This is a genomic window from Phoenicibacter congonensis (genome assembly GCF_902386915.1).
GTDB lineage: Bacteria > Actinomycetota > Coriobacteriia > Coriobacteriales > Eggerthellaceae > Phoenicibacter > Phoenicibacter congonensis.
In genome coordinates this window covers 97,152-120,920 of sequence record NZ_LR698997.1, presented here as the reverse complement: position 1 = coordinate 120,920, position 23,769 = coordinate 97,152, and the positions used below count along the sequence as shown (strand labels likewise).

General features: G+C 42.8%; 24 protein-coding genes. 20 read left to right on the top strand and 4 right to left on the bottom strand.

From position 1 onward, the window contains the following. Positions 1–37: 37 nt before the first annotated feature. From FXZ76_RS00570 to FXZ76_RS00560, 3 genes are read left to right on the top strand one after another with little or no spacing between them, the layout of a single operon-like run. Positions 38–973, top strand: coding sequence for an ABC transporter ATP-binding protein (locus tag FXZ76_RS00570; protein WP_079535203.1), 936 nt, complete (start codon positions 38–40; stop codon positions 971–973). 12 nt (positions 974–985) lie between these two features. Beyond that, positions 986–2,167: an ABC transporter permease gene (locus FXZ76_RS00565; RefSeq protein ID WP_079535202.1), complete on the top strand. Its 1,182-nt coding sequence runs from the start codon at positions 986–988 to the stop codon at positions 2,165–2,167. Continuing rightward, positions 2,154–3,383 (top strand): ABC transporter permease, encoded by a 1,230-nt coding sequence (locus FXZ76_RS00560; protein ID WP_079535201.1) that lies wholly within the window; start codon positions 2,154–2,156, stop codon positions 3,381–3,383. Before FXZ76_RS00565 ends, FXZ76_RS00560 begins: the two co-directional genes overlap by 14 nt. 135 nt (positions 3,384–3,518) lie before the next feature. Here the strand turns inward: FXZ76_RS00560 and FXZ76_RS00555 are convergent, their stop codons facing one another. Continuing rightward, positions 3,519–4,445 (bottom strand): Ppx/GppA phosphatase family protein, encoded by a 927-nt coding sequence (locus FXZ76_RS00555; protein WP_079535200.1) that lies wholly within the window; start codon positions 4,443–4,445, stop codon positions 3,519–3,521. Positions 4,446–4,491: 46 nt separating this feature from the next. Between FXZ76_RS00555 and rsmG the strand changes: the two genes are divergently transcribed. Further along, a complete protein-coding gene (gene rsmG, locus FXZ76_RS00550; protein WP_079535199.1) occupies positions 4,492–5,211 on the top strand; it encodes a 16S rRNA (guanine(527)-N(7))-methyltransferase RsmG in 720 nt (239 codons plus the stop codon). A 202-nt stretch (positions 5,212–5,413) separates the two neighbouring features. Here the strand turns inward: rsmG and FXZ76_RS00545 are convergent, their stop codons facing one another. Next, positions 5,414–5,788 carry a metal-dependent transcriptional regulator gene (locus tag FXZ76_RS00545; RefSeq protein ID WP_079535198.1) on the bottom strand — a complete coding sequence of 125 codons (375 nt, stop codon included), beginning with the start codon at positions 5,786–5,788 and terminating at the stop codon, positions 5,414–5,416. Positions 5,789–5,932: 144 nt separating this feature from the next. On the opposite strand from FXZ76_RS00545, the gene glmU reads away from it, so the two are divergent. The 8 genes from glmU to FXZ76_RS00505 all read left to right on the top strand — a co-directional run bounded on the left by glmU (position 5,933) and on the right by FXZ76_RS00505 (position 13,475). Beyond that, positions 5,933–7,285, top strand: coding sequence for a bifunctional UDP-N-acetylglucosamine diphosphorylase/glucosamine-1-phosphate N-acetyltransferase GlmU (glmU, locus tag FXZ76_RS00540; protein WP_079535197.1), 1,353 nt, complete (start codon positions 5,933–5,935; stop codon positions 7,283–7,285). Between the two features lie 10 nt (positions 7,286–7,295). Next, positions 7,296–8,267 carry a ribose-phosphate diphosphokinase gene (locus FXZ76_RS00535; protein ID WP_079535196.1) on the top strand — a complete coding sequence of 324 codons (972 nt, stop codon included), beginning with the start codon at positions 7,296–7,298 and terminating at the stop codon, positions 8,265–8,267. A 179-nt stretch (positions 8,268–8,446) separates the two neighbouring features. Beyond that, positions 8,447–9,034: an aminoacyl-tRNA hydrolase gene (gene pth / locus FXZ76_RS00530; RefSeq protein ID WP_079535195.1), complete on the top strand. Its 588-nt coding sequence runs from the start codon at positions 8,447–8,449 to the stop codon at positions 9,032–9,034. 350 nt (positions 9,035–9,384) lie between these two features. Continuing rightward, positions 9,385–9,957, top strand: a complete 573-nt coding sequence (locus FXZ76_RS00525; RefSeq protein WP_079535194.1) for an IMPACT family protein — start codon at positions 9,385–9,387, stop codon at positions 9,955–9,957. Positions 9,958–10,169: 212 nt separating this feature from the next. Further along, positions 10,170–11,069: a tRNA threonylcarbamoyladenosine dehydratase gene (locus tag FXZ76_RS00520; RefSeq protein WP_079535193.1), complete on the top strand. Its 900-nt coding sequence runs from the start codon at positions 10,170–10,172 to the stop codon at positions 11,067–11,069. 52 nt (positions 11,070–11,121) lie between these two features. Then, positions 11,122–12,222 carry a TatD family hydrolase gene (locus tag FXZ76_RS00515; protein ID WP_079535192.1) on the top strand — a complete coding sequence of 367 codons (1,101 nt, stop codon included), beginning with the start codon at positions 11,122–11,124 and terminating at the stop codon, positions 12,220–12,222. Continuing rightward, positions 12,186–12,461 carry a hypothetical protein gene (locus FXZ76_RS00510; RefSeq protein ID WP_079535191.1) on the top strand — a complete coding sequence of 92 codons (276 nt, stop codon included), beginning with the start codon at positions 12,186–12,188 and terminating at the stop codon, positions 12,459–12,461. Before FXZ76_RS00515 ends, FXZ76_RS00510 begins: the two co-directional genes overlap by 37 nt. A 9-nt stretch (positions 12,462–12,470) precedes the next feature. Then, complete coding sequence (locus FXZ76_RS00505) at positions 12,471–13,475, top strand: thiamine diphosphokinase (protein ID WP_147571469.1); 1,005 nt, start codon at positions 12,471–12,473, stop codon at positions 13,473–13,475. Positions 13,476–13,593: 118 nt separating this feature from the next. Here the strand turns inward: FXZ76_RS00505 and FXZ76_RS00500 are convergent, their stop codons facing one another. Both FXZ76_RS00500 and FXZ76_RS00495 read right to left on the bottom strand, forming a co-directional pair. After that, a complete protein-coding gene (locus FXZ76_RS00500) occupies positions 13,594–15,390 on the bottom strand; it encodes an ABC transporter ATP-binding protein (protein WP_079535189.1) in 1,797 nt (598 codons plus the stop codon). Between the two features lie 103 nt (positions 15,391–15,493). After that, positions 15,494–16,765: a DNA polymerase Y family protein gene (locus FXZ76_RS00495; RefSeq protein WP_079535188.1), complete on the bottom strand. Its 1,272-nt coding sequence runs from the start codon at positions 16,763–16,765 to the stop codon at positions 15,494–15,496. A gap of 230 nt (positions 16,766–16,995) precedes the next feature. Between FXZ76_RS00495 and FXZ76_RS06350 the strand changes: the two genes are divergently transcribed. The 8 genes from FXZ76_RS06350 (at position 16,996) to FXZ76_RS00460 (ending at position 23,647) form a co-directional block, all read left to right on the top strand. Next, positions 16,996–17,757: a MalY/PatB family protein gene (locus tag FXZ76_RS06350; protein WP_197682075.1), complete on the top strand. Its 762-nt coding sequence runs from the start codon at positions 16,996–16,998 to the stop codon at positions 17,755–17,757. 12 nt (positions 17,758–17,769) lie between these two features. After that, positions 17,770–18,171, top strand: coding sequence for a beta C-S lyase family protein (locus tag FXZ76_RS06345; protein ID WP_197682074.1), 402 nt, complete (start codon positions 17,770–17,772; stop codon positions 18,169–18,171). Between the two features lie 4 nt (positions 18,172–18,175). Further along, complete coding sequence (locus FXZ76_RS00485) at positions 18,176–18,973, top strand: ABC transporter ATP-binding protein (protein WP_079535187.1); 798 nt, start codon at positions 18,176–18,178, stop codon at positions 18,971–18,973. Positions 18,974–19,000: 27 nt separating this feature from the next. Further along, positions 19,001–20,098: an ABC transporter substrate-binding protein gene (locus FXZ76_RS00480; protein ID WP_079535186.1), complete on the top strand. Its 1,098-nt coding sequence runs from the start codon at positions 19,001–19,003 to the stop codon at positions 20,096–20,098. A 38-nt stretch (positions 20,099–20,136) separates the two neighbouring features. Beyond that, positions 20,137–20,901 carry an ABC transporter permease gene (locus FXZ76_RS00475; protein WP_231961709.1) on the top strand — a complete coding sequence of 255 codons (765 nt, stop codon included), beginning with the start codon at positions 20,137–20,139 and terminating at the stop codon, positions 20,899–20,901. A 75-nt stretch (positions 20,902–20,976) separates the two neighbouring features. Beyond that, entirely contained in the window at positions 20,977–22,185 is a 1,209-nt protein-coding gene (locus FXZ76_RS00470) for a mandelate racemase/muconate lactonizing enzyme family protein (protein ID WP_079535184.1), read from the top strand. An 11-nt stretch (positions 22,186–22,196) separates the two neighbouring features. Then, entirely contained in the window at positions 22,197–22,478 is a 282-nt protein-coding gene (locus FXZ76_RS00465) for an SAF domain-containing protein (protein ID WP_079535183.1), read from the top strand. A gap of 2 nt (positions 22,479–22,480) precedes the next feature. Further along, a complete protein-coding gene (locus FXZ76_RS00460; RefSeq protein ID WP_079535182.1) occupies positions 22,481–23,647 on the top strand; it encodes a UxaA family hydrolase in 1,167 nt (388 codons plus the stop codon). Positions 23,648–23,769 lie beyond the last annotated feature (122 nt).

Here is a 23,769-nt window from a genome sequence, read left to right as displayed (position 1 = left end):
ACAATAGTTTCATGATGGGTCTTAGTCTGGAGGAATTGTGAACGTTGTAGAAGTAGAAAATCTAGTCAAACGCTATGGCGATGTTTTGGCGCTAGACCATTTCAATCTCTCTATTTCGCGAGGCGAGATTTTTGGTTTGCTTGGGCCAAACGGAAGCGGTAAAACAACGGCGGTAAACTGCATTCTTCAGCTCTTAACATTTTCAAAGGGCAAGATCAAACTATTCGGCGAAGAAATGACGCCTTCGCGCTATGACATTAAGAAACGAATCGGTGTTGTTCCCCAAAATGTTGCAGTGTTTAACGAGCTCAACGTTCATGAAAACATCGATTACTTCTGCAGTCTTTATGTGGATTCTAAAAGAGAGCGAAAGAAGCTTGTTGATGAAGCCATCGAGTTTGTTGGACTTCATGATTATGTTAAGTTTCGTCCAAAGAAGTTGTCGGGAGGCTTGTTGAGGCGATTAAACATTGCATGCGGAATTGCACACAAACCTGAGCTGATTTTCTTCGATGAGCCAACTGTGGCTGTTGACCCTCAAAGCAGAAATTCGATACTTGAGGGGATTATGCATTTAAATCATTTGGGGTCAACAATCATCTACACTTCGCACTACATGGAAGAAGTTGAGGAAATTTGTTCGCGAATCATGATTATGGATCACGGAAAAGTGCTTGCGCAAGGAACAAATGATGAACTGAAACGAATGGTTTCAATTGGAGAGCGTGTGCGAATAGAGGTGGCAGAAGCAGGCGATTGTTTGTGTGATTTACTACGACAGAAACCCAACATTCTCACCGTTGATTACGACGGTCAGGTTTTGCAAATCGCTTGCAAAAATTCAAGCCACAATGTCGCCGATATCCTTGAAATTCTGCGTGAAAAGAATGTTGTGCCTGGGCGCATTTGGGCCGAGCCACCAACCCTAAACGATGTGTTCCTCGAAATTACCGGAACAGAACTTCGCGATTAACGGGGTGTGATTATGTTCCAAACATTCAAAGTCACTGTTCAAAGCTTTTTTTATCACCCAGAGGTTTGGATTTGGACACTCGCGTTCCCGATAATTCTGTCAACGCTTTTTGTGTTTATGTTTTCTTCAATTGATGAAATGACTGAGCTCAATCCCTTTGATGTTGCTGTTCTTGAAGATGAGAATTATTCTGAGAGCAACTTTTCTGACGTTGTTTATTCTTTGTCTGACGAGGGCGACGACCATCTCATTAACGTCATTGAAGTCAAAACAAAAGAAGTTGGTGATGACCTCGTTAGAAACCAAAAGGTGGAGGGTCTTTTGTCTGTTGGAAGTGATGGCAAGCCTCATTTAACAACGCTTTCTGTTTCTAAGCTTTCGGGAAACATGCATCAAATTTATGCCAGCATTCTTTCTCAAGTGTGCGACTCCTATGTTCAGAATTCTGAGCTAGTCACCCAAATTGCGAAGGACAGCCCAATGGTTTTTGCAAACCCGTCCAAAATTGAAGAAGCTTTAGATCAGCCAAGCTATGTTTCTGACTTTTCTCTGACTGAGAACACGCCTAAGGAGACTGTGCGTTTCTATTATGCGTTGCTTGGCATGGCTGCTCTCATGGGAGCTAATGTTGCGCTCATGAGCGTTGTATCAATTCAGCCAAATTTAAGTGCTGTTGCAGCTCGACGTGCTGTAGGAAGCCAATCACGAGGCAAAATGTTCCTGGCAATTTTTCTAGCAAGTTGGCTTGTTCAGTTTGCGTGCATGCTTATCGCCTATTCTTTTATTCGTATCGTCGTAGGAATAGATTTTGCAGGTAAAGACATCTATTGCGCAATTGGTCTTTTGGTGGCGTCATTGATGGCATGTGCTGCTGGAGCAATTATAGGAGCTATTCCAGGGATACCTGGTGGCTCGAAAGGCGGAATCATCGCAGGCATCACTTCAATACTGGCGTTGTTTGCTGGTCTTTATGGCGAACCAAGCATGCGTCTTGCCGATGAGATTTCGGCTTCTGTCCCAATTCTTGCCAAGCTAAACCCTGCAAAGGTAGTGACTGACATGTTTTATAACCTCTATTACTATGACACTCTAGGGCCATTTTGGAACACAGTTCTAATTCTCATTGCATTCTCAGTTTTGTTTGTCGCTATCTCTTTGATTTTTGTAAGGAAGCAACGTTATGAATATGTTTAAATCGGCACTCAGGATTGTCTCCAAACACAAAATTTACTTTCTAATTTATTGCGTTCTTTTTGCTGTGATGGGAGTCTTTATCGCTCTTGACCTTCCAGTTGGAGAGCAGACTGCTGGTGATTTTGAAATCGAAAAGTCAAATTATGCTGTTATTGACCGCGACAATTCAGAATTGTCTAATGCTTTAATCGAACACCTGTCTCAATTTGGAAATCGAGTAGACATAGCTGACGACAAGTTTGCGATGCAGGACGCAGTCGCAAAAACGAAGGTCACGCTTTTGATGATTATCCCGCAGAATTTCGAATCGAATTTGTTGAGTTCTGTGAAAGAAGGAACTGTGGCGCCTGAAATCCTAAAGGACGGCAGAGCTGATGCTGATTCTTCCTACCTTGTTTCTTCTGCTGCTGACAGCTTTGTAAAAATGATAGCTGCAGCCGCACAGTTGAAACCCGACGATGACATTGACACTTTAATTTCTCAAGTAAATTCAGCCAACATTGAAAAAACTACCACTGAACTGCTTGTTCGTGACGCATCGGGTGCACCAATCGATCGACTTGCATTCTATCTGGAATGGTCGGTCTACACACTAACATGTTCAATCATGATTTGCATTGGTGTTGTTCTTTGTGCATTCAACAGGACTTCTTTGCGTCAGAGAAATCTCGCTAGCCCTGTATCAAACATTTCTGCAAATATACAAGTTGCACTTGCTTGTTTTGTGGTTATGGTGATTTGCTGGCTGTTCACGATTGTGGTTGGCTTGATTGCATTCGGCAGTTCGCTTTCTTCGATTAATCCTCTGAATGGTGCGCTAATTTTTGCTCTTTCTTTCTGCTTCGCTCTGTTCCCGCTAGCTTGTGGTTATTTATTAGGTCAGCTCGGTGCAAATGCTGGTGCGCTAAACTCAATAGGCAACATATTAGGACTTGTTTTGTCATTCCTTGGTGGTGCATGGATTAGCCTCGATTTGATGAGCGATTCGATGAAAGCGTTTGCGCAATTTACACCTGGTTATTGGCTTTCGACTGCTATTAACACTCTCGCACACACAACTTCGCTTGACTCTTTTGCTCTAGCAGGCGTCGGACAGTCGTTCTTAATCCTTCTTCTGTTTGCAGCCGCTGTCTTCTCGATTGCATTGGTTGTGGCGAAAAGAAGGCGGCTATCTGTCGATGGTGGGGGAAATGATGCGGCAACTGCTGTCGCCTAGTTGGACCGCAAGATGCTCATGCATCTAATGCGGTTTGCTGAAGGTAATCTTTTTATGTTTTTTCGCTTCGGATAAGCAGATGTTTCTAGAAATGAGCATCTGATGTTGGTTTGGAAGCTGTGATTTAAGTCTGTGCTAGATTTTGCTTAAAAGATAGCCTTCGCGCAGGCCTCCTTTGCGAATGTCGAGTTCGTCAACTCCAGCCGCCTTAATCAACTCTCCAATAATCAGGCACCCAGGAACTACAGAGTGAAGACGATCAGGCACAGCTCGCACCGCTACATGTGCAAATGCATTGGCATCTTTTAGCAGAAATTCTATGACATCTTGCACGTCGGTTGCCCAAATGTGTTTTGGAGTTTTCTCCAGATTTTTCATATCTCGCGTTAGACGCGCAATCGCACGAACACTTCCGCCGATGCCATAGAGGTTGTTTGAGTTTGAAATGTTGCAGTGGCATTTTTTTATAGCAGAGCTTGCCGATTCTTGGATTTTTTCAATTTCTTCTGCTGTGGGGAAAAGACCTGACACGAATTCGGAATATGTGGAAACGCATCCAATTTTTAGACTCTCTGAACAAACTGTGGTTTCAGCATACCGCGTGATTTCACAAGACCCACCACCTAGGTCAATTAGCGTTCCGTCCTCGGTTGGGATTTGAAGAAATGCACCTTTCATTCCAAGTCGAGCTTCATCAAAACCGCTCAGCAAATCGATTTTGTGATTAATCCGCTTCTCAATTGCCCTAACAGCAGCTTCTGAGTTCTTTGCATTTCTCAAAACTGCTGTTGCAAAAATGAAAATTGTGTCGCAGCCCAGATTTTCTGCGCGCTCTATGTGACGATTGAGCGTTCGCGATGCCTTTTCAATTCCGGATTGCGAAAAGAAACCGTCGTGAACATAGTTTGAAAGGCCAGCTACGCTCTTTACATCAATTAACTCTTGAAAATCACGGCTGTTCGTAGCTCCGCAGTTGAAGACCGCCAATCGAATCGTGTTTGAGCCGGTGTCTATGACCGCGATGCGACGCGGACGGGATTTAATATTGGCGAAAGTTTTCATCAAGGCCTTTTCAAAGTGAGATTTAATAGTGAATATAATTTTATTTATGGATGAAATTATTGCAAACAACTTTCAAGAATTGTGCCGATATACAAGCGAGAAATGTGCGCAGTCGCTCGTTTCCTATCTAAACGAGATTTTATTGATAAATGAGCACATTAACCTGACGTCAATAAGCGATTTTCAAAAAGCGTGCTTGCTTCATTTGGAAGACTCCCTTGTGGCGCTGCCCGACATGAAAGCGGCAGCAGAGGGCAATTATTGCGACATTGGCTGCGGCGGCGGATTCCCAGGAGTTGTTCTCGGTGCTGCAAGTGGGCGTGAAACCCATCTTGTCGATTCTCGTGCTAAGAAAATTCGGGTTGTATCTGAGGCGATTCAAAAATCGCGTATAGATGACTTCGCGACTTTCAAAGGTTATGCGGAACGAATCGAGGATTTCTCGGCAAAGCATAGAGGACAATATGCAGTAGTGACCGCGCGTGCCCTGTCGTCTCTTCCATCTCTTCTTGAACTTGCTGCTCCTTTGCTTGCAAAAGGTGGCACTTTTATAGCGCTGAAGTCAATAATTGATGCGGAAGAGGAAGAGTGGGGCATGTCTCTTTTAGACATGCTTGGATTAGAGCTCGTGAACAAGCGAGAGTTGGAACTAAGCGATGGTGTTACGCAACGCGTGATTTATTCTTTTAAGAAAACGGGCAAGTGTAGAATCAAACTTCCGCGCCGTGTGAGCCTTGCACAGAAATCTCCACTAAAGCCAACCTAATCGCTATAGACTACTCGTTGTTGCTTGTCCAATTTTTGGAAAACTCTGGCAAAAACTCAAATGAGAGTCAAGATGAATTTAGATTTTGCACTATGTAAATGAACTTCGAATCAGCTTTTCAAAGTTGTGATTAGTTAATTATGAGTTGTTGTTTTAAAGTTCGGCTCGGCGACTTTAGCTTTTTTATAAGGTCGCGGCTTGTCTATTTTGCCTGGTTGCTTTTTACAATCTTTTTAATGACGTTAAATGACTTGTCACTGATGACATGTTCGATGCGGCATGCATCTTCTTCCGCGGTTTGTGGGTCAATGCCGATGTTTTCCAGGTAGGAAGTGAGCGTAGTGTGACGGTCATAAATTTTTTTCGCTAACTTCTCTCCTTCTTTTGTGAGAAGAAGGTTTCCTGTGCGCTCGACTTCAATGTAGCCATCGTTTTTGAGGATTTTTACCGCACGGCTAACACTTGCCTTGCTGTAATCCATTTTTTCTGCAACGTCAATTGCTCGAACAATTCGCATCTCCTCTTGTAAACGAAGGATTGTTTCGAGATACATTTCGCCAGATTCTTGTAAGCCCATAATTTCTCCACTCCCTGAAACTTGAGTTGATTTTAGCACAACTCAGGTTGTCGATGGCTAACTCTAAATTGTCTCAGCGCTTAAACTATAATAATTTGTAGTGCGCATTTGCGCATTTAAAGAAAATCGAAATAAGAGGTGTACATGTCTCTATCAGCAATTATTCTGGCAGCCGGCGCTGGCACCAGAATGAAATCTAAGAAACCCAAGGTAGCTCACGAAATTTTTGGAAAACCGATGGTTAATTATGCAATCGATTCCGTTAAGCAGGCCGGTGCAAATCGCACAGTTTGTGTCGTGGGATTTGAGAGAGAGCAAATCGAGCCGCTCTGCGTTGGTTGTGAGATTGCCGTGCAAGAAAACAGGCTTGGAACCGGCGATGCTGTTAATTCCGCCCGTGAAATGTTTAAGGGTGTTAAAGGTTCTGTCATTGTGACGTATGCAGATTGTCCTTTGATTACTCCTGAGACTTTGGGAAAACTGGTGGAAGCGAGGGAAGTCAGAGATTCCGCTGTGTCGGTTTTGACTATGGAGCTCGATGACCCGACCGGCTATGGACGAATTGTTCGCGATGAACAAGGTGACATTATCTGCAATGTCGAAGATAAAGACTGCACAGACGAGCAACGCAAAATCAAAGAGTGTAACACTGGGTTTTATTGCTTCGATGTTGAACTGCTTTTTGATGCACTCTCAAAGGTTAATAACGACAACGCTCAAGGTGAGTTTTATTTGACTGACACTCTTGAGATTTTGTGTAGAATGGGCAAGAAAGTGACTTCTGTTCACGCCGAGGACACAACTGAACTTCTCGGCGTAAATTCACGCTATCAGCTCTCTGAAGCAACAAAAATTATGCAGCGTCGCATTAACAAAAAGCACATGCTTGCAGGCGTTACTATGTGGGATGCTGAGACTACAATCATTGGTCCTGATGTCGAAATTTCAAACGATGTTGAAATCTGGCCAAACACAATGCTTCTTGGAAACACAAAAATTGGAGAAGATTCAGTGGTTGGTCCAAACACACGACTCACAAATGTCGAAGTTGGAAAAGGGTGTCGTGCGGACGAGACAATCGCAATTGATTCTTTTGTCGATGACGGCGCGAACACTGGGCCGCGTTGTTACTTGCGACCTGGTGCGCATTTATGTAAGAACTCTAAGGCGGGCACTTGCGTCGAGATTAAGAAATCAACTGTTGGCGAGGGTAGCAAGGTTCCTCACCTTTCATACATTGGCGACACCACAATCGGAACTGGCGTTAACTTGGGAGCGGGCACAATTACCTGCAATTATGACGGGAAGAACAAGCACAAAACCGAAATTGGCAATGACGCATTTGTGGGTTCATCGACGATGCTTGTTGCTCCTGTTAAGGTAGGAAGCAATGTGGTTATCGCTGCTGGTTCAGTTATCACGGAAGAAGTTCCGGATGACACTTTGGCATTTGGCCGTGCAAGACAAGTAAATAAAACAGACAGATTCAAGGATTAGGAGACTCACAATGACTGAGATGCAAAAAACAATGGCACTTTTCTCTGGTTCGGTTTATCCAGCGCTAGCGGAAGAAATTGCTAAAAATGTTGGGTGTGAGCTCGGAAACATCAAACTTGAAAAATTTGCTAATGGCGAAATTTATGCTCGTTATCTTGAGAGCATTCGTGGTTGCGACGTGTTCCTGATTCAATCGGTTGCAGGTGCGCACATTAACGACGCGCTCATGGAGCTATTGATTATGGCTGATGCCGCAAAGCGTGCTTCGGCAAGGACTGTCACCGCTGTTGTGACACATTATGGGTATGCTCGTCAAGATCGAAAAGCTGCTGCTCGTGAACCAATTACTGCAAAACTAGTTGCCGACCTCATGACTGCGGCTGGAATTCAACGCGTTATGACAATCGATCTTCACCAAAATCAAATTCAGGGCTTCTTCAATTTCCCTGTTGATCACTTGACAGGCCTTCCAATTCTTGTCGATTATTTCAAGGCAAAAGGTTTGGATAAAGAAGACGTTTGCATTGTTTCTCCTGATGTTGGACGTGCTAAAGCGGCGAAGAAATTCTGCGACATGATGGATGCTGATTTGGCTATTATGCACAAGGGTCGCCCTGGTCACAATAAGGCAGAAATCACGGCACTCATTGGTGATGTTAAAGATAAAATCTGCATCATCAACGATGACATGATTGACACCGCGGGCACTATCGTTGCTGCAGCAGAGACTTTGAAGGCAAAAGGCGCAAAAGAAATTTACATTTGCTGCACCCATCCGGTGTTATCGGGTCCTGCATTCGAGCGTCTTGAAAATGCTCCAGTTAAAGAAGTTGTATGTTGCAACACTATTCCTGTGCCACCCGAGAAGCAGACTGGCAAAATAAAGCTTGTTTCTGTTGCTCCTTTGTTTGCGCGCGCAATCAACAATGTTTACAACAACGGCAGCGTGTCAACATTGTTTGATCCTGATTTTGCACTTTAGATATGACGATTTCAGGTGTTTATCAGATTCGTTTGTGACGCGCTGCACTAGCAGGTTTTGCATTTTGGATTGCGAGTGTTTTTTAATGCGTTTAGCGTTTTTAAAATGTCTTTGTTCCAAACGGGTGTTATTTAAGACATCGAATTAGTGATTTTAGGCTTAATTTGTGAAACTTCTAAATGGGATTTGGTTTTAAGAAAAATGTTGATTGGCTAATCGTGGGGCTCGGGAATCCGGGCCCTGAATATGAGCACACTCTGCACAACATGGGTTTTGACACTGTCGATGCATTGGCAGAAGTTTTGCGTGTTAACTATTGGAAGGATGGATGCGGAGCGCTTTATGCAGAGGCACAAACCCCTGAAGGTGCAAATGTGGTTCTTGCGAAACCACAGTCTTTTATGAACACATCTGGCGGACCAGTTTCATCTCTTCTGAAGGAATATAAACTCAGCGTTAAAAACTTGATTGTTGTTCACGATGACCTTGATCTCGAACCTGGAAGAATCCGCATTAAGCAAGGCGGCTCAGCCGGCGGACACAATGGCTTGAAATCTATTATCAACAAATGTGGAGACACAAATTTCATTCATGTTAAGGTCGGAATTGGGCATCCTCCAGGGCGAAAAACTGTTATTGATTGGGTTTTGTCTAAACCATTGAAGGCTAACGCAGAAGACATCGAGTTTGCGATTCACAAGGCAAAAGATGCCTGCCTTGCTCTCACGCATGAAACAGTCCCAAACGTCCAAAACAAATTTAACTAGATTCTCATTAACTCCATCTGTTTTTTCTTGATTAGTTTTTCTTGCTTTGAGTTTTCCTGCTTTTTTGCAGTGTGATTTTCGCACACATTTAGTGTTTTGTTGTTTTGTTATTTAAAGCTGTTCTCTGCAGCATTAGCTGATTTTCTTTTTTGATTTTTACCAGTTTTATCGACTGTGAATGTATTACAAGGATATGAATGTATTACAAGAATACCTTTTCCTGGTTTTTGTATTTTGATTTATTTTTCATGTTATTTCGGTTGATAATAATTTCTTAGATAGCAAATGAACTGCCATGAGCGTTGTGTGGCGCTCAAAAAGGTTAAAAACGAAACTGGTTTTACTTAAAAATGGCTTCAATCAAAAAATTTACAATTGACGGTTTAGCGAAAGGCGAGCTGGTCGACAAAAAGTCTCGTTTTATCGCTCAAATTAAACATGTCGAAAGCGAAAACGAGGCGCTTGGTTTCATCGCTGCTGTAAAAAAGGAGCACGCTCAAGCGCGTCATAATGTTTATGCCTACATAGTTTCTGGCACTGAAGACGGGACAAACTTGCGCATTCGTTTCACTGATGATGGAGAACCATCACAAACCGCAGGAAAACCGACGCTTGAAACTTTACAGCATGCGAACTTGGAAAACGTGGCGTGCGTTGTAACGAGATATTTTGGAGGAACGTTGCTTGGCACAGGTGGACTTGTGCGTGCCTATTCCGGAGCAGTCAAGACAGCAATTGAGAATGCAAAAGAAGACGGCAATTTAGTCGAGATTATTGAATATGATGAGCTTTGTGAGACATGCTCTTATTCTGATTTCGAATCGCTAAAGCATAAAATCTCGCAACTTAGTGGCGTTATTCTTAAAGTTGAATATGGCAGTGAAGTGATAATTAACTATAAGATTCCAAAGAGTCAGGTCTAAACGGTTTTAAAAACTAGTGTCAGACTTCATTTGAATATATATTTACAAAACAAGTCAGACTTACTTTGTAAAATATTTAAAAATCATGTCAGACATAAAAGTGGAAATCGATAAACAACAAAAAAGCCTGATGATCTGCATTCTGTGCTGAAGATGAGAATGGTAGTGAAGCAAATCGGTTTGGGACAGCAGGCAGCAAGTTTGGAGGCAAGTTGACTGGATTTGAGACAGGTGGCGACGCACATGATCGGACGCGCAGAGTTTTTGGCGAAGAGGCATTCACGAAAATTCAGAATTCCAAGGTGTGCTTGCTTGGTCTTGGGGGAGTTGGGTCCTATTGTTTGTCGTCGCTTGTTCGCGCAGGCGTTGGGAATGTTCTAATTATCGATGGGGATGCATATGATGTCACTAACATAAACAGACAGGAGTTTGCATTTCTTTCAACTATTGGGGAAAGAAAAGTAGATGTCGCAAAGGCCTGTGTTGCGGAAGTGAACCCACAATGCACAGTTAAAACCTTCGACGAGTTAATCTTGTCAGGAAACATTGGAGCGACGGTCGACGTTATAGAGAGTTTTCAGCCAGAATGGATAATTGATGCGATTGATGCAATTTCAATCAAGTTATTGCTTGCTGAACACTTTGTTCGCGACAGAGACAAAGTCTGGTGCCAATGCTTTAGCACTGATGGAAATCAGCTCTCCAAGCCATTAGAAGTTAGTAAAGAAAATGTCTCTAGTAAAGAAAACATAGATGAAAAATCTTGCGTTTCTCTGACAGAGAAATCGGGGAAAAACACAGTACAAGTGCGTAGACTTGGATATATATCTGCGATGGGAGCTGCTAACAAGCTCGACCCTTCTCGCATCCAAATTTCGAGTTTGTCAAAGACATGCAACGATGGCCTGTGTAGAATAATGCGCAAAGAAGCACGAAAACGAAACATTCCCGATTTCACTGTTTGTTATTCAGATGAGCAAACAGTGATTCAGCCTGAACAGGTAATCACGCGCGACGTCGAGAAAAAGATTCTTGGATCCGTTTCGTTTATACCTTCAATAATGGGGATAACAATAGCAGCACATGTGATTAGGTCAATTGCACAAAAATAAAGAAATAGTACTAAACGGCATAGGTGTAAGTGTAAATTGCTTCGATGCACATATGCATCTAGCTTGGGTGCCTAATCTTGCCGACTATCTTAAAGAGCTCCAACAATCAAATCTGCACGTTTTTGCAAACACAATTTCTCCCGAAGAGTTTTTGTTTTTAAAAGAACGATTAGCTTCCATTGAATGCGAGCTTAACGATTTGTATAACAATTTCGCTTTTGCTTGCGAGACACCAAATTTAAAAATCATGTCAGACTTCCGTGGTGAAGCTTTGTGTGGTGGCTGGTTGCAACATGAGAGCCAAAGGAAAAATTTACAAAGTAAGTCTGACTTGGATTTAAAAGACAGTGCTCCTGAACAGGCAAAAGATGATTTAAAAATCATGTCAGACTTAAATTTTAAAAGTTTTAGCAAAGTAAAAATTGGTGTTGGCGCTCACCCGTGGTACTCGCAAAATTTTAAGTCTGACTTGTTTTGTAAATGCTTGGAAGAAACTCAGTTTGTTGGAGAAATTGGACTTGATTTTTCTAAACGTTTTTCTGAAAGGGAGAAGGAAAGCCAGATTGAGGTGTTTAAAACTGTTTGTTCTGCTGTCGCAAGCGCACCTTTTGAAAACACGCATAATCAAAACTTAGACGCTCACGGAGCAAATTTTGAGAGCGCAACTCCTAACAAAGCACATCCACAGAATGAAACAGTCCATAAATCGCCTATTCAAAGTGCAACTACCCAAAACCTTCCCTGCCAGTCAACAGACGTTTTGTTATCAGATGCTAACTCAGTAAATTCAGCGTTAGCGTTTTGCAACAATTTACGAATCATCTCTGTGCATTCTTGCAAAACGAACGGATTGACGCATGAAATTCTAAAAAGTTCGGGCTGTCTAGAAAATTGCATTGTAATTTATCACTGGTTTAATGACGATTTTGAAACTTTAAAGCGATGCAAAAAAGACGGCTGTTTGTTTTCTGTGAACCCCCGCATGCTCGCTACAAAAAATGGGGCAGAAATTGCGCGCCAAATTGGCTCTGAACATCTTCTGTTTGAGACTGATCTCCCACGAAAAGAGGGCGAGACGCTCGCAGTCGCTGACGAGTTAGAGGCTATAATTCAGTTATGGGAGAAGTTGATCAAAACGGAAAATGCTATGTAGAAGTCATCGCTCATTTCAGCGATGAGGGCACGATTACGCCACTCGAGATAATTCTTGATTCGGGGCGAAGGTTCCGCATAGATCGCGTGACTGAAAGACGCTATGCTCCCTCGCTCAAATGCGGCGGTTATGGCTATCGCTACACTGTGATGATTTCGGGTAAACCTCATTTTTTGTGGCAGGATGAGAAAGCGTTCTATGTGCAAATGGGGAACAACTCCCGGCTAGAGGCTTTATAGGAGAAGATTTTGAATACTGCGGTAATTGTTTGTTCAAGTGATTTTAACGAAAAGGCGTTCCGTGCGCTTGATGATAAGGGAATGTTTGACTATGTTATGGCGGTTGATGGTGGCTATCAATATCTGCTTGACATGGACCGTCGTGCCGACATTGTTCTGGGAGACTTTGATTCACTTGGATGGGAACCAAAAGGCATTCACAGCTGCAAATTTCCAGTAGACAAGGACGACTCTGATCTCCAACTCACAATAACAAGACTTTTGTCCTATTCCTATGATCGAGTTTTCATTTTCGGTGCACTTGGGCGTCGTCTTGATCACACACTTTCCAACATTCGCATTGGCGGAAGCGCAGCCAGGCGTGGTTTGCAGGTCATTTTCGTAGGAATGGATGAGACTGTGTTCATGCTAAAGGGCGGAAAAGCATGGGAGGCAGACGTCATGGAGGACTTTTCGTCTGTCATTGGCGAAGATGGATTAACAAGCGACAGTGTCGAAAACGCAGGTGACAATTCTGAAGCTTCGTCTGAAACTGAAATCGTCGGAACTTTCAAAACAGGCATTGCAGAGCTTGATGATGACCCCGATTTTATTGTTGCTAAACACGGATTCGCAGTTAATGCAATGATTGCTTCGTTATCAAAAACATCAGAAACTGTGGCATCTTCTGATGTTAATGCAGACGACGTTGAGGGAGAAAACTCTGACAATGCAGAAAAAACGGGAGAACAGGTCTCTGATGCTCCTGACGCCGAGTTTTCTGCTGGAAATAAAACAGCACTTGAAATTACAAAAGATGGCTATTTTGTTGCGCCAGGCACGACAATCTCACTAATGCAAGTAGAACCGACCGTTGAAGGTTTGTTTATTCGAGGCTTGAAATGGGAGTCTGACGATGCGAAGATTTCTGAACATCCTTCTCTTGGACTCTCAAACGTCTCAACAGAAGAGCCGATTTTAATTTGTTTAGACGGTGGAACAGCTGCTGTCATCGTGAACTCCGCAATCTGCTAGCAATAGCATTTAAACTGAACAAACGCATGCGAGAGTAGCTTTTAGTTTGCTTTGTTAGGCGGTGCGCATTAGCTTTTCATAGATTCGAGTTTTTACGATTCCAAAGTTACTCATAGTTTTAGGCTGTGCGTTTTAGTTCTTCGTTGACTTGAGTTTGACGATTCCAAAGTCGCGCATATTCTCCATTTAACCTGATTAGGCCGGAATGTGAGCCATCTTCAATTATTTCGCCTTGTTTGAGGACAACGATTCTGTCGAGGTTAGCAACTGTTGAAAGCCTGTGCGCTACCACAATTGTGGTTCTTCCTTTCATGAGCTTTGCGAGAGCGTCTTGCACCGTCGCTTCGCTCTCGGAATCAAGCGCGCTCGTGGCCTCGTCTAGAACCAGAATTGGCGCGTTTATGAGCATAGCGCGAGCAATCGCGATGCGTTGACGCTGGCCTCCTGACAGTTTGACGCCGCGCTCTCCAGTTAGAGTATTAAAACCTTGTGGTAGGCTTTTGATGAAATCATATGCATTTGCATTTTGTGCGGCTTGCTCGATTTCTTCAACAGTCGCACTTGGACGTCCATATGAAATGTTTTCGGCAATTGTCCTGTGGAACAGCAGTGGTTCTTGTGGAACATATACGATTTGTCGTCGCAACGATTGCTGTGTCACATCAGCAACATTTTGGCCATCGACTAGAATTTGGCCTACTTGGATGTCAGAGAGCCTCAGCAAAAGTTTCGTTAATGTTGTTTTTCCTGAGCCCGAAACCCCAACTAGCCCAACTTTCTCTCCGGCATTGATTTTGAGATTAAAGTTGTTGAAGACAGTCGTTTTTGAGCCTCCGTCGGTGTATGAAAAGCCAATGTTTTTAAACTCAATTTCTCCGTTATTGACGTGCATGTCTTTTGCATCGTGCGCGTCGTCAACAAGGCGTGGTTCGTCAAGAACTGCCGTCATCGCATATGCGTCACCGAACGCCTTATTTTGGCGTTCAAGCGCATTTGCAAGGTGGTTGAATTGCTGCGTTAGTGAATAGGTGTAGGTAAACATAATTATTAGCGTGCCTGGGCGAATGCTAAACATTGTGTTTCCTACACAAATGAATATTCCAACTACAGTCATCATCACGAGTGCAATTGCAGCGGTGATTATCCCGCGAATGAGAGACGATTTCATTCGAATCGAGTCGCGATTGCGAACGTTTACTGCAGCTTCATCAAAAATTTTCTTCTCGTAATCTTCTCTTCCGCAGGTTTTGACTGCCAATATGTTTGTTACTGCATCACTAAGTTCTCCTGACAGAGAGTTTTGTGCAACCGATGCTTTTTCATTTAGATGCAGAATTCTCTTGTACATTTTGTAGGAAGTGAAGGCATACAGGCAGAGAATCACTAACAAGATAGCGACATATTGCGGGATTAGTGGCGCTAGCAATGCGCAAGTACAAATTACACTCATTAAAATTGGCATGAACGGATAATTTATGTTTCGAATCAGCTCTTGATAGGCGTTTAAAAATTTCGATGTTGCCGATACGAGTGCGCCACCATAGTTTGATGAATGGAAAGCGACCGATTGGTTGCAGAGGCAATCAAAACAAGTGATTGACAGGTCATAGGTCACCAAAATGTTTAGCTTGTAGGTTGCATAATCTTGCAGTTTTGATCCCGCTTGGCCAAGCAAATTTATGAGCACGAGAGATATTAAATAGGGTGCATAGACATCAAACAGTTGATCTTGTGGCACATATCCAAGTGAAACACGGTCCACAATCTTGCCCATGATGTAGGGATTTCCATAGGTGAGGCAACCGACAAATATTGCAGTAGAAGCGATTAGAAGCACAAAATATCCCATGTGCTTTTTCGTTGCTTGCCAATAAAAATAAAGACTTCTTGTAGTTAATGACTGTTTCTTGACCATACCCCACCTATTTAAATAGCATTTAGTAATTTATTTAAAAACTTTAAGCAAGCTTCCCATTTATAAAGAAGTTTACGTCTTTATCGCTTGATTAGGACTCTTGTTAGTCGTGGAAAAATGAAATTGGATGCACGGTATTATCGTCTTTTATGTCCATATTTGAAGTATCGACATCGCTTGCTTTTGCGCCCCACATTATTGAGTTGTTGCCATACATGCTTCGAAGTTTGTCAATTTTCTTGTCGAGGTGCCCTAGTTTCTCGCGATTTTTGTATTGGTCATCAATCGTCAGCTGAATAGGCAGATCATCTGATTCTAGGTTTGAGCACGTTACATAAAGCCCACGCGCTGGCATTTGCGGAAAAAACCAGTTGGTGCGCATAAGTTCCCAGGCAATGTCGCAAATTTCGATTGTTATGTTTGTTCCTATGTCAAGCTTTTTTTGTCTTGAAATGAAACCTAGGTCTTCACTGCTCCTAATTGCGACGCTCACGGTTTTTGCACGCACACAATCTTCGCGCATCCGCTGCGCCACGCTTTCAGCGAGCATGTGCGTCACAGCTTTTGCTGTCAAAAAATCATCGATATCGCGGGGAAATGTTATTCCGTTTCCATAACTTTTAATCTCGCGGTCAACGTCGCAATGGTCGGGGTTAAATGTTTTTACTGGAGAAGTGTCGTTACCGTTCGCAAAATCTCGAAGGACAAACCCCATTTTCCCGAGTTCGCTCGCTAGGAATTTGTCGGAGGCATGAACGAGCTGCTCGATTGTAAAAATGCCAGCATTATTTAACCTGCGTTCGGTGGCTGCACCAACATAGAGCAAATCGCGAACTTTCGACCTCCAAACTATGTCTTTGTAGTTGTCACGTGTGATTATGGTCACAGCATCTGGCTTTTTGTAATCGCTTCCGAATTTTGCGAAAATTTTGTTCCACGAAAGCCCCACAGAAGTGGTTAGACCTATTTCTTCTTTTACGCGTCGGTTTACGTCATAGGCGATTTCTTCAGGCGTCATTCCTAAACATTCGTGTGTGTGGGTTACATCGACCCAGCACTCATCAATTCCAAAGGGTTCAACCTGGTCAGAATAGCTGTAATAGATTTTTCTAGTGTCTCGACTGACGCGTTTATATAAATCAAAGTTCGGTGGAACAACAACCACATCAGGACAAATTTGTCTTGCTTCGCGAAGCGTGCAGGCAGTTTTGATTCCTCGTTCTTTCGCTACTTGGTTTTTGGCCATAACGATTCCATGGCGAAGTTCTTCTTTGCCGGCGACAACCACAGGTTTATCGCGAAGTTCTGGGTGTTCTTCACATTCAATTTGCCCGTAGCAACAATTTAGGTCTATGTGAAGAATCATCCTGTCCATATTCATATTTTCTCATAGCTTAAATTCGCTAGTTATGTTTCTTAATTGCTTGACTTCTCATTCTTTGCTTTCGTCTTGTTTTTTAAATCTCAATAACAATAACGAGATTATTTGAAAGTAGTCAGTTTAAGTGATATATTGTGGTTCTGCAATTTAAGTTGTTCTGTGCTTTTCGCGTGTTTATCTGCGTTTTAAATCATCTATTTTTTTGGGTTGGGGGATGCATTTTAATGCCATCTGAGATTGTGTATGTTCCAAGGAAGGGAACGAATTCGCGCAAGTGGGACAATTTGCGAGAGCGATTTTCGTTTGACAATGAGCCTTTGCCTCTTTGGATTGCAGATATGGATTTTCAAGCTCCACAGTGTGTCATCGATGCTCTTGGTGAATATTGTGCGCAGGGTGTTTATGGGTACTACTCTGTTCCAGATGACTATTTCGATGCAATCATAAAGTGGGAAAAAGAGCATCATGGTTATAACATCGAGCGCGAGTGGATATGCTTTTCGCCTGGTGTAGTTGCGGGTTTCAATTGGCTGTTGCAGTCTTTTACTGCGCCTGGCGATGCTGTAATCATTCAAACTCCAGTTTATTATCCGTTTAGCGAAGCTGTTGTAAATAATGCGCGCACACTAGTGGAAAGTGAATTAGTTCGCACAGACACAAGCTACAGAATTGATCTCAACGATTTTGAACAAAAGGTAATTGACAACAATGTGAAGGGCTTTATTTTCTGTTCTCCTCACAACCCTTGCGGTCGAGTTTGGACAAAAGATGAAATAACGAAGCTGTTAAATATTTGCAAAAAGCACGGTGTCATTGTTTTGTCGGATGAGATTCATCAAGACATACTAGCGAAGGATTATGTCCACGTTCCCGCTGCAACTGTGGGTGATTTTAACGATATTTTAGTTACCATTTCAGCTCCATCCAAAACATTCAACGTTGCAGGCTGTCAAAATTCTTTCATTGTGATTCCAGACGAAAATTAAAGAGAGCGTTATTTGGCACACACAAAAGAGCTGCGCATCAATACAGGTAACCCTTTTGGATACATTGCATGCACAGCTGCTTTTAATGGCGGTGAGAATTGGTTGAGTGAAGTTAACGACATCATCCAAGACAATTACAAGCTTTTGAAAGAGACCATTCAGTCTAGGTGCCCGAAAGTTTGGTTTGCTGATTTGCAGGGGACCTATTTGACATGGCTTGATTTAGGTGCATATGTTTCTTCTGAAGAACTTGTTGATTTTGTGATTAATGACTGCGAAATCGCCCCTGACTTTGGTTCTTGGTTTGGCGGGCAAAACTCTAATACATTTATTCGAATAAATCTTGCTACCAGCAGCGAAAATATTAAACTCGCTGGGCAGCGCATTGCTGATGCTTTAATTAGGAAAGGTTAGGTAAATGGCAGACAACGACAAGATTGTAATTAAAGACCTCGTATTTTCTTATCCAGGAACTGACAGGTTAATTCTAGAGAACATTAATGCTTCATTTGAGCCTGGCGAGTTTGTCTGCATTTTGGGTCAGTCTGGTTGTGGTAAATCGACTCTGCTTCGATTGCTGGCTGGCCTTGAGAATGCAACTTCGGGCGAGATTAGCATTGATGGAGAGATTGTAAAAGATGCTTCGCTTGATAGAGGTGTTGTTTTTCAGGATTATGGTTTGTTCCCCTGGATTACAGCAGGCGAGAACATCACGCTTGCAATCAAGCAACGTTTCCCAGAAATGAGCAAGGAAGATCGTGAAAAGCTTGCCTATGAAATGCTCAAAAATGTTGGTCTTGATGCTGATGTGTTTAAGAAACTTCCAAAGGAACTTTCTGGAGGAATGAAACAGAGATGTGCCATCGCGCAGGCATTTGCGATTGACCCACCAATCTTTTTGATGGACGAGCCTTTTGGTGCCCTTGATGCTGTTACAAGAGCGAAACTCCAAGATCTTGTACTGCAACTCTGGAGAGGCCAAGAACCAAGAAAAACTGTTTTCTTTGTTACGCATGATGTTGATGAAGCTTTGCTTTTGGCTAACAGGATTATCGTTTTGGGCCAACGCCCATCGAGCATTATTTTCGATGTGAAAGTTGCTGATGACTTCTGCGTTTCGCGTGAGCATCAATATGACAATCCTGAAGTTGCAACACTTCGTGGAGAACTCATTAGACAAATCAACAAAGACGTTGTTGATAGGGTCGATAGTTAATCTTTTATAGGAAAGGAAGGGAGATTAATGGTTTATTCGAGAAGGGATTTCTTCAAGATTGTTGGTGCCGCTGGTTTGGCGGTCGCAACAACAGGCATGGTTGGATGTTCGAGTGGCGATTCTTCGAAATCATCTGACTCAAGCGGAGCTGTAGAGCAATCTACCGTACGCTGGAATTATGGCACAAGCGGCAATGTGCTTGTGGTTATCGCAGAAGACAAAGGTTATTTTAAAGAAGAAGGAATCACCATCGAGAAAGTTGAAGCTACCGCTGTTCTCGATGCTATGGGTCTTCTTTCTTCTGGCAAGACAGATGTAGTGTCTAACGCTGGCACCTCAAATCCATTGCAGCAAATTTCAAATGGTGTGGACATTACCGTTTTTGGTGGTCACATGCTGACTGGTTGCATGCCAGTTGTAGGGCAAAAAGGAGCTGAGTGGAACGGCATTGAGTCTTTTGTTGGCAAGAAGGTTGCGGTTAACCCAAGCTACTTCGCATTTACTGGCGCATTGATGGAAAAGGGATATGACAAGCCACTTGAAGTTTGCGATTGGCAAATCTTTAAAGACTACAATGATGCTCTAGCTGCTGTTGTGCGTGGTGATGTGGCATATGCACTTCTTGGTACTGGACAAACTCAGACAGCAAAGAAAATGGCTGCTGATGGCGAGATTGACATTGTTGCCTATCAAAGTGACATCATGGCTGATTATTCATGTTGCCGCATGGTTGCTAATTCACAATGGGTCAAAGACAATCCAAACACTATCAAAGCTATCAACCGAGCTCTTATTCGCGCTCAACAGTGGTATGAAGCGAACAAAGATGAGTCAGTTAAACTCCTTGCGAAGGCAATCGGAGCCGATGAAGACTATGTTGCAGCATATATGCTCGACGAACATTACCGCGTTAATGTGGATCCTCTTAAAGACGGTGTTGAACGAGCTTGGGATATTCTCGGAAAAACTGGCTATCTTAAAGAAGGCAACGGAATCAACATTGACGACCACATCAACTGCGAACTTTACAAGAGTGCTCTTGATGACTGCAAGTCAAAATATGGCAAAGATGATGAGGCCTTCTACAAGAAGATGGAAGAGTTCTATCAAAAACACAACGCTTAATTTTAATTACGCACTTTAATTATTAATTTCAAGGAGCAATGATGAAGAAATTTAGTGGCCTATGCAAAAAGTATTGGCCAACCGCCTTAATTTTTGTTGGGTTGGTTGTTTTATATTGTGTATTGGCTAACAACAAACTGGTTAACGCCTATCTTTTCCCATCGAGCGATATGGTTTGGAAAGCGTTCATGGATAATAAAGACCAGTTTATCCCCAATATGTTTGCAAGTTTCAAACTGCTCGTGCCTTCAATTTTCTTTGCTTTGTTAATTGCTCTTGTTCTCGGTGCAATTATGGGTCTCAACGAGCGCATTCGTGAGATTCTTCATCCTGTAATTTATGCATTTTCTGTCATTCCAGCGATTTTGCTTTCCCCTTTTGTTCTTATGCTCGCCCCTTCAATTTTTGTAGCGTCAGTCATTTTGATTGTCTACAACATTGTTTGGGCAACTCTCTTTGCAACAATTACTGGAATTATGACGATTGACAAGCGCTATTTAGACAAAGCCCGAACTCTTGAAATTAGGGGAGTAAAGCGGTTTTTTAAGGTAATTCTTCCTGCTGCAAGTCCTGCAATTTTAGCTGGTTTCGTAAACTCCCTCAGAAGTTCATTTCTGATGCTCGTTTTTGCAGAAATGTACGGCGCGGGCGAAGGCATGGGCTACTTCGTAAAGAAATATGCTGACCTTGGAATCTTTGCTAACACATGGGCTGGTTTTATTTTCATGGTGGTTGTTTTGATTGTCGTTATGCAAATCTTTGAAACTATTAAGAAGCGAATGCTGCGTTGGACCATTGATTAATGGTTTTTTAAACGAGGGTCGCAAATGCGGCCCTCTGTTTTTGTATTTAACTTTCATTTGGAGGCTTTAACTTTTATGAAAATTACAAGTGTAGATGTGATGCAAATTAAAAGCGGGAATGCTGGTGCAACTCGTGGAGCCTGGAGTCCTGTCATTGTTCGGGTTAACACAGATGAAGGCATTTCTGGTTATGGCGAAGTTGGTCTAGCCTATGGAAAAGGTTGGCGCGGCGGATTTGGAATGGTTTGCGATTTTGCAGAAGTGGTTATTGGGCTCGATCCTTTTAAGTCTGACATGATTTGGAACAAGTTATTTCGCGAGACTTTTTGGGGAATGGGCGGTGGAACCGTCGTAAGCGCAGCAATGAGCGCCATTGATGTTGCTCTTTATGACATAAAAGGTAAAGCCTTGAACGTTCCTGTCTATGAGTTATTGGGCGGGAAACAAAATGACGATTTGAGGGTTTATGCCTCACAGTTGCAATATGGCTGGGGTGATAAATATCCTGTGGGTCGACTTTCTGACGTCAAGCAATATGCTGAAGTCACGACCGCGATTATAGAGGATGGCTACGATGCTTTAAAGGTTGATCCTTTCGCAGTCCCAAAGACAGGCATTGAATGGAATCGCAGGGGGCCTCTCACAAATCAGGTTCTAAATGAGGTGGTCAATCGTGTTGCTGCAATGAGAGAGGCTGGCGGTGATGACATTGATATCATCATTGAGCTTCATTCAAACACCGACACAACTTCTGCAATTCAACTTGCACATGCTCTCGAGCCTCTTCGGATTTTCTATATGGAAGAACCTGTGCATCCTTTGAATTCAGACATGATGCAGATCGTTGCAGAAAACACTTCTATTCCGCTTGCTTCAGGGGAGCGAATTTATACTCGTTTTGGATACCGCAATTTCTTCGAGAATCACTCTCTCAAAGTTTTACAGCCTGATCTTTGCACATGCGGTGGAATTTCAGAAGCTAAAAAGATAGCAGAAATGGGCCAAGTTTATGATTGTAATGTTCAGGCACATGTTTGTGGAAGTCCAATTTCAAAGGCAGCAGCTTTGCAGTTAGAGGCAGCTATTCCTAACTTCTTGATCCACGAACATCACCAACGTGCCCTCGGGAAAGAGAGTCGCGAGAGTTGCATTTATGACTATCAGCCTGTTCATGGTAGATATAAAGTTCCCGATTTGCCAGGAATTGGGCAGGAACCTACGAAGGAGGCAATTGAAAACTCTATAGTTCACACTGTTTCTTCGACTTTGCGATATTCAATGTAGAAAGGCGTTTTATGGCAAAAACTGTTTTTGTTCATGAATTTGGCGATACTGTTGGGGTCGTGTTGCAAGATGTTGTAGTTGGAGACGAGCTTGTAATCAGCGCCTCAACTGAATGCAGTGGTGATTCCTTTTTTGCATGTAATGACATCCCCCGATTTCACAAGGTTGCACTATCTGAAGTTGCCAAAGATCAAGATTTAATTGAGTATAGCGAAACGATTGGCGTTGCAACCGCGATGATTCACAAAGGTGAACTTGTCCACATTCACAATTTGAAGACTAAGAGGTGGTAGTGATGTCTGATTCAACTTGTTTTAGTGGATACAGACGCGAAAATGGCACTGTTGGAATTAGGAACCATGTTCTCATTCTTCCATTAGATGCAGTGTCATACAGCGTTTGCAGAGCCGTAAATTCAATTGTTAGCGGCACTTCAACTTTTTATCATCCCTATGGCAGAATGCAGTTTGGCGCCGATCTTGACCTACACTTCAGAACGCTAATCGGCTGTGGGAAGAATCCAAACGTTGCAGCTGTAATTGTCCTTGGCATTGAAGACGAATGGACTTCAAAAATTGCAGAGGGCATTTCATCTGCTGGCAAGCCTGTCGCGAAATTTTCAACTTCAGGAAATGGAGAATTAAAGACTATCGAAGCCGCGTCTAGGAAGGCAGTTCAGTTTGTAAAGTGGGCTACTTCCTTAAAACGCGAAGAGGCATCGATTTCGGAATTAACGGTTGGGCTTAAGTGCGGGGAGTCTGACACAACGTCTGGAATTGCGAGTAACCCTGCGGTGGGAGTTGTCGCCGACAGGCTTGCAGCAGCTGGCAGTAACATGTTTTTTGGCGAGACTCCAGAGCTAACAGGAGCCGAGAATGTTGTTGCGAGTCGTTTTGCAACTAAAGAATTACAAGATGAATTTCTGAAAATCTGGCAAGAATACTTCGACTTTGTTATGTCAAAAGGTGTTGACCTGCTTGGGTCTCAACCAAACGAGGGAAACATTGCTGGCGGGATCACCACTATTGAGGAAAAAGCATTAGGAAACATACAGAAACTTGGCACATCAAAAATTGTGGGAATATTAGACACCTGCGAAATTCCAAATGGTGGCTCTCGCGGTTTATATTTTATGAACACATCGTCAGCCGCTGCCGAAATTTTGACTGCCTTTTGCGCAGGTGGTGCACAGGTTAGCCTATTTACAACAGGAAAAGGAAACAACGTTGGCAACCCTCTTTGCCCAACCGTTAAAATTTGCGGAAATGCTCAGGCATGTCTTGATTCTTCAGAAAACATTGATGTTGATGTTAGTGCAATAACAGAAGGAAAAATGTCACTTTCAGAAGCGGCAGACTTGATACTTAAAGAAACACTTCATGTGAGCAGTGGAAAGTTAACAGCAGCAGAAATATTGAAGCACAATGAATTTGCTCCTATTCGTTTATTTCCGCAAGCATAGAATTCTTTAGGCGCAGTGTTTGCTAAACACGGGTTGCAGACACGTCCTAATGTAGAAGATTCAAATGAGCTATCGCTACTTATACTCTTTTGAACGGCTTCTCGTTGTCGTTTTTGTCATTA

Excerpts from the sequence above, each read along its gene's own strand:
- FXZ76_RS00480 (WP_079535186.1), top strand. The coding sequence starts at position 19,001 with ATGGTTTATTCGAGAAGGGATTTCTTCAAGATTGTTGGTGCCGCTGGT.
- FXZ76_RS00475 (WP_231961709.1), top strand. The coding sequence starts at position 20,137 with ATGATGAAGAAATTTAGTGGCCTATGCAAAAAGTATTGGCCAACCGCC.
- FXZ76_RS00465 (WP_079535183.1), top strand. The coding sequence starts at position 22,197 with ATGGCAAAAACTGTTTTTGTTCATGAATTTGGCGATACTGTTGGGGTC.
- FXZ76_RS00485 (WP_079535187.1), top strand. The coding sequence starts at position 18,176 with ATGGCAGACAACGACAAGATTGTAATTAAAGACCTCGTATTTTCTTAT.
- FXZ76_RS00510 (WP_079535191.1), top strand. The coding sequence starts at position 12,186 with ATGGGAGAAGTTGATCAAAACGGAAAATGCTATGTAGAAGTCATCGCT.
- FXZ76_RS00555 (WP_079535200.1), bottom strand. The coding sequence starts at position 4,445 with ATGAAAACTTTCGCCAATATTAAATCCCGTCCGCGTCGCATCGCGGTC.
- FXZ76_RS00565 (WP_079535202.1), top strand. The coding sequence starts at position 986 with ATGTTCCAAACATTCAAAGTCACTGTTCAAAGCTTTTTTTATCACCCA.
- FXZ76_RS00460 (WP_079535182.1), top strand. The coding sequence starts at position 22,481 with ATGTCTGATTCAACTTGTTTTAGTGGATACAGACGCGAAAATGGCACT.
- FXZ76_RS00545 (WP_079535198.1), bottom strand. The coding sequence starts at position 5,788 with ATGGGCTTACAAGAATCTGGCGAAATGTATCTCGAAACAATCCTTCGT.
- pth (WP_079535195.1), top strand. The coding sequence starts at position 8,447 with ATGGGATTTGGTTTTAAGAAAAATGTTGATTGGCTAATCGTGGGGCTC.
- FXZ76_RS00525 (WP_079535194.1), top strand. The coding sequence starts at position 9,385 with ATGGCTTCAATCAAAAAATTTACAATTGACGGTTTAGCGAAAGGCGAG.
- rsmG (WP_079535199.1), top strand. The coding sequence starts at position 4,492 with ATGGATGAAATTATTGCAAACAACTTTCAAGAATTGTGCCGATATACA.
- FXZ76_RS00560 (WP_079535201.1), top strand. The coding sequence starts at position 2,154 with ATGAATATGTTTAAATCGGCACTCAGGATTGTCTCCAAACACAAAATT.
- FXZ76_RS00535 (WP_079535196.1), top strand. The coding sequence starts at position 7,296 with ATGACTGAGATGCAAAAAACAATGGCACTTTTCTCTGGTTCGGTTTAT.
- FXZ76_RS00495 (WP_079535188.1), bottom strand. The coding sequence starts at position 16,765 with ATGGACAGGATGATTCTTCACATAGACCTAAATTGTTGCTACGGGCAA.
- FXZ76_RS06350 (WP_197682075.1), top strand. The coding sequence starts at position 16,996 with ATGCCATCTGAGATTGTGTATGTTCCAAGGAAGGGAACGAATTCGCGC.
- FXZ76_RS00470 (WP_079535184.1), top strand. The coding sequence starts at position 20,977 with ATGAAAATTACAAGTGTAGATGTGATGCAAATTAAAAGCGGGAATGCT.
- glmU (WP_079535197.1), top strand. The coding sequence starts at position 5,933 with ATGTCTCTATCAGCAATTATTCTGGCAGCCGGCGCTGGCACCAGAATG.
- FXZ76_RS00515 (WP_079535192.1), top strand. The coding sequence starts at position 11,122 with ATGCATCTAGCTTGGGTGCCTAATCTTGCCGACTATCTTAAAGAGCTC.
- FXZ76_RS00500 (WP_079535189.1), bottom strand. The coding sequence starts at position 15,390 with ATGGTCAAGAAACAGTCATTAACTACAAGAAGTCTTTATTTTTATTGG.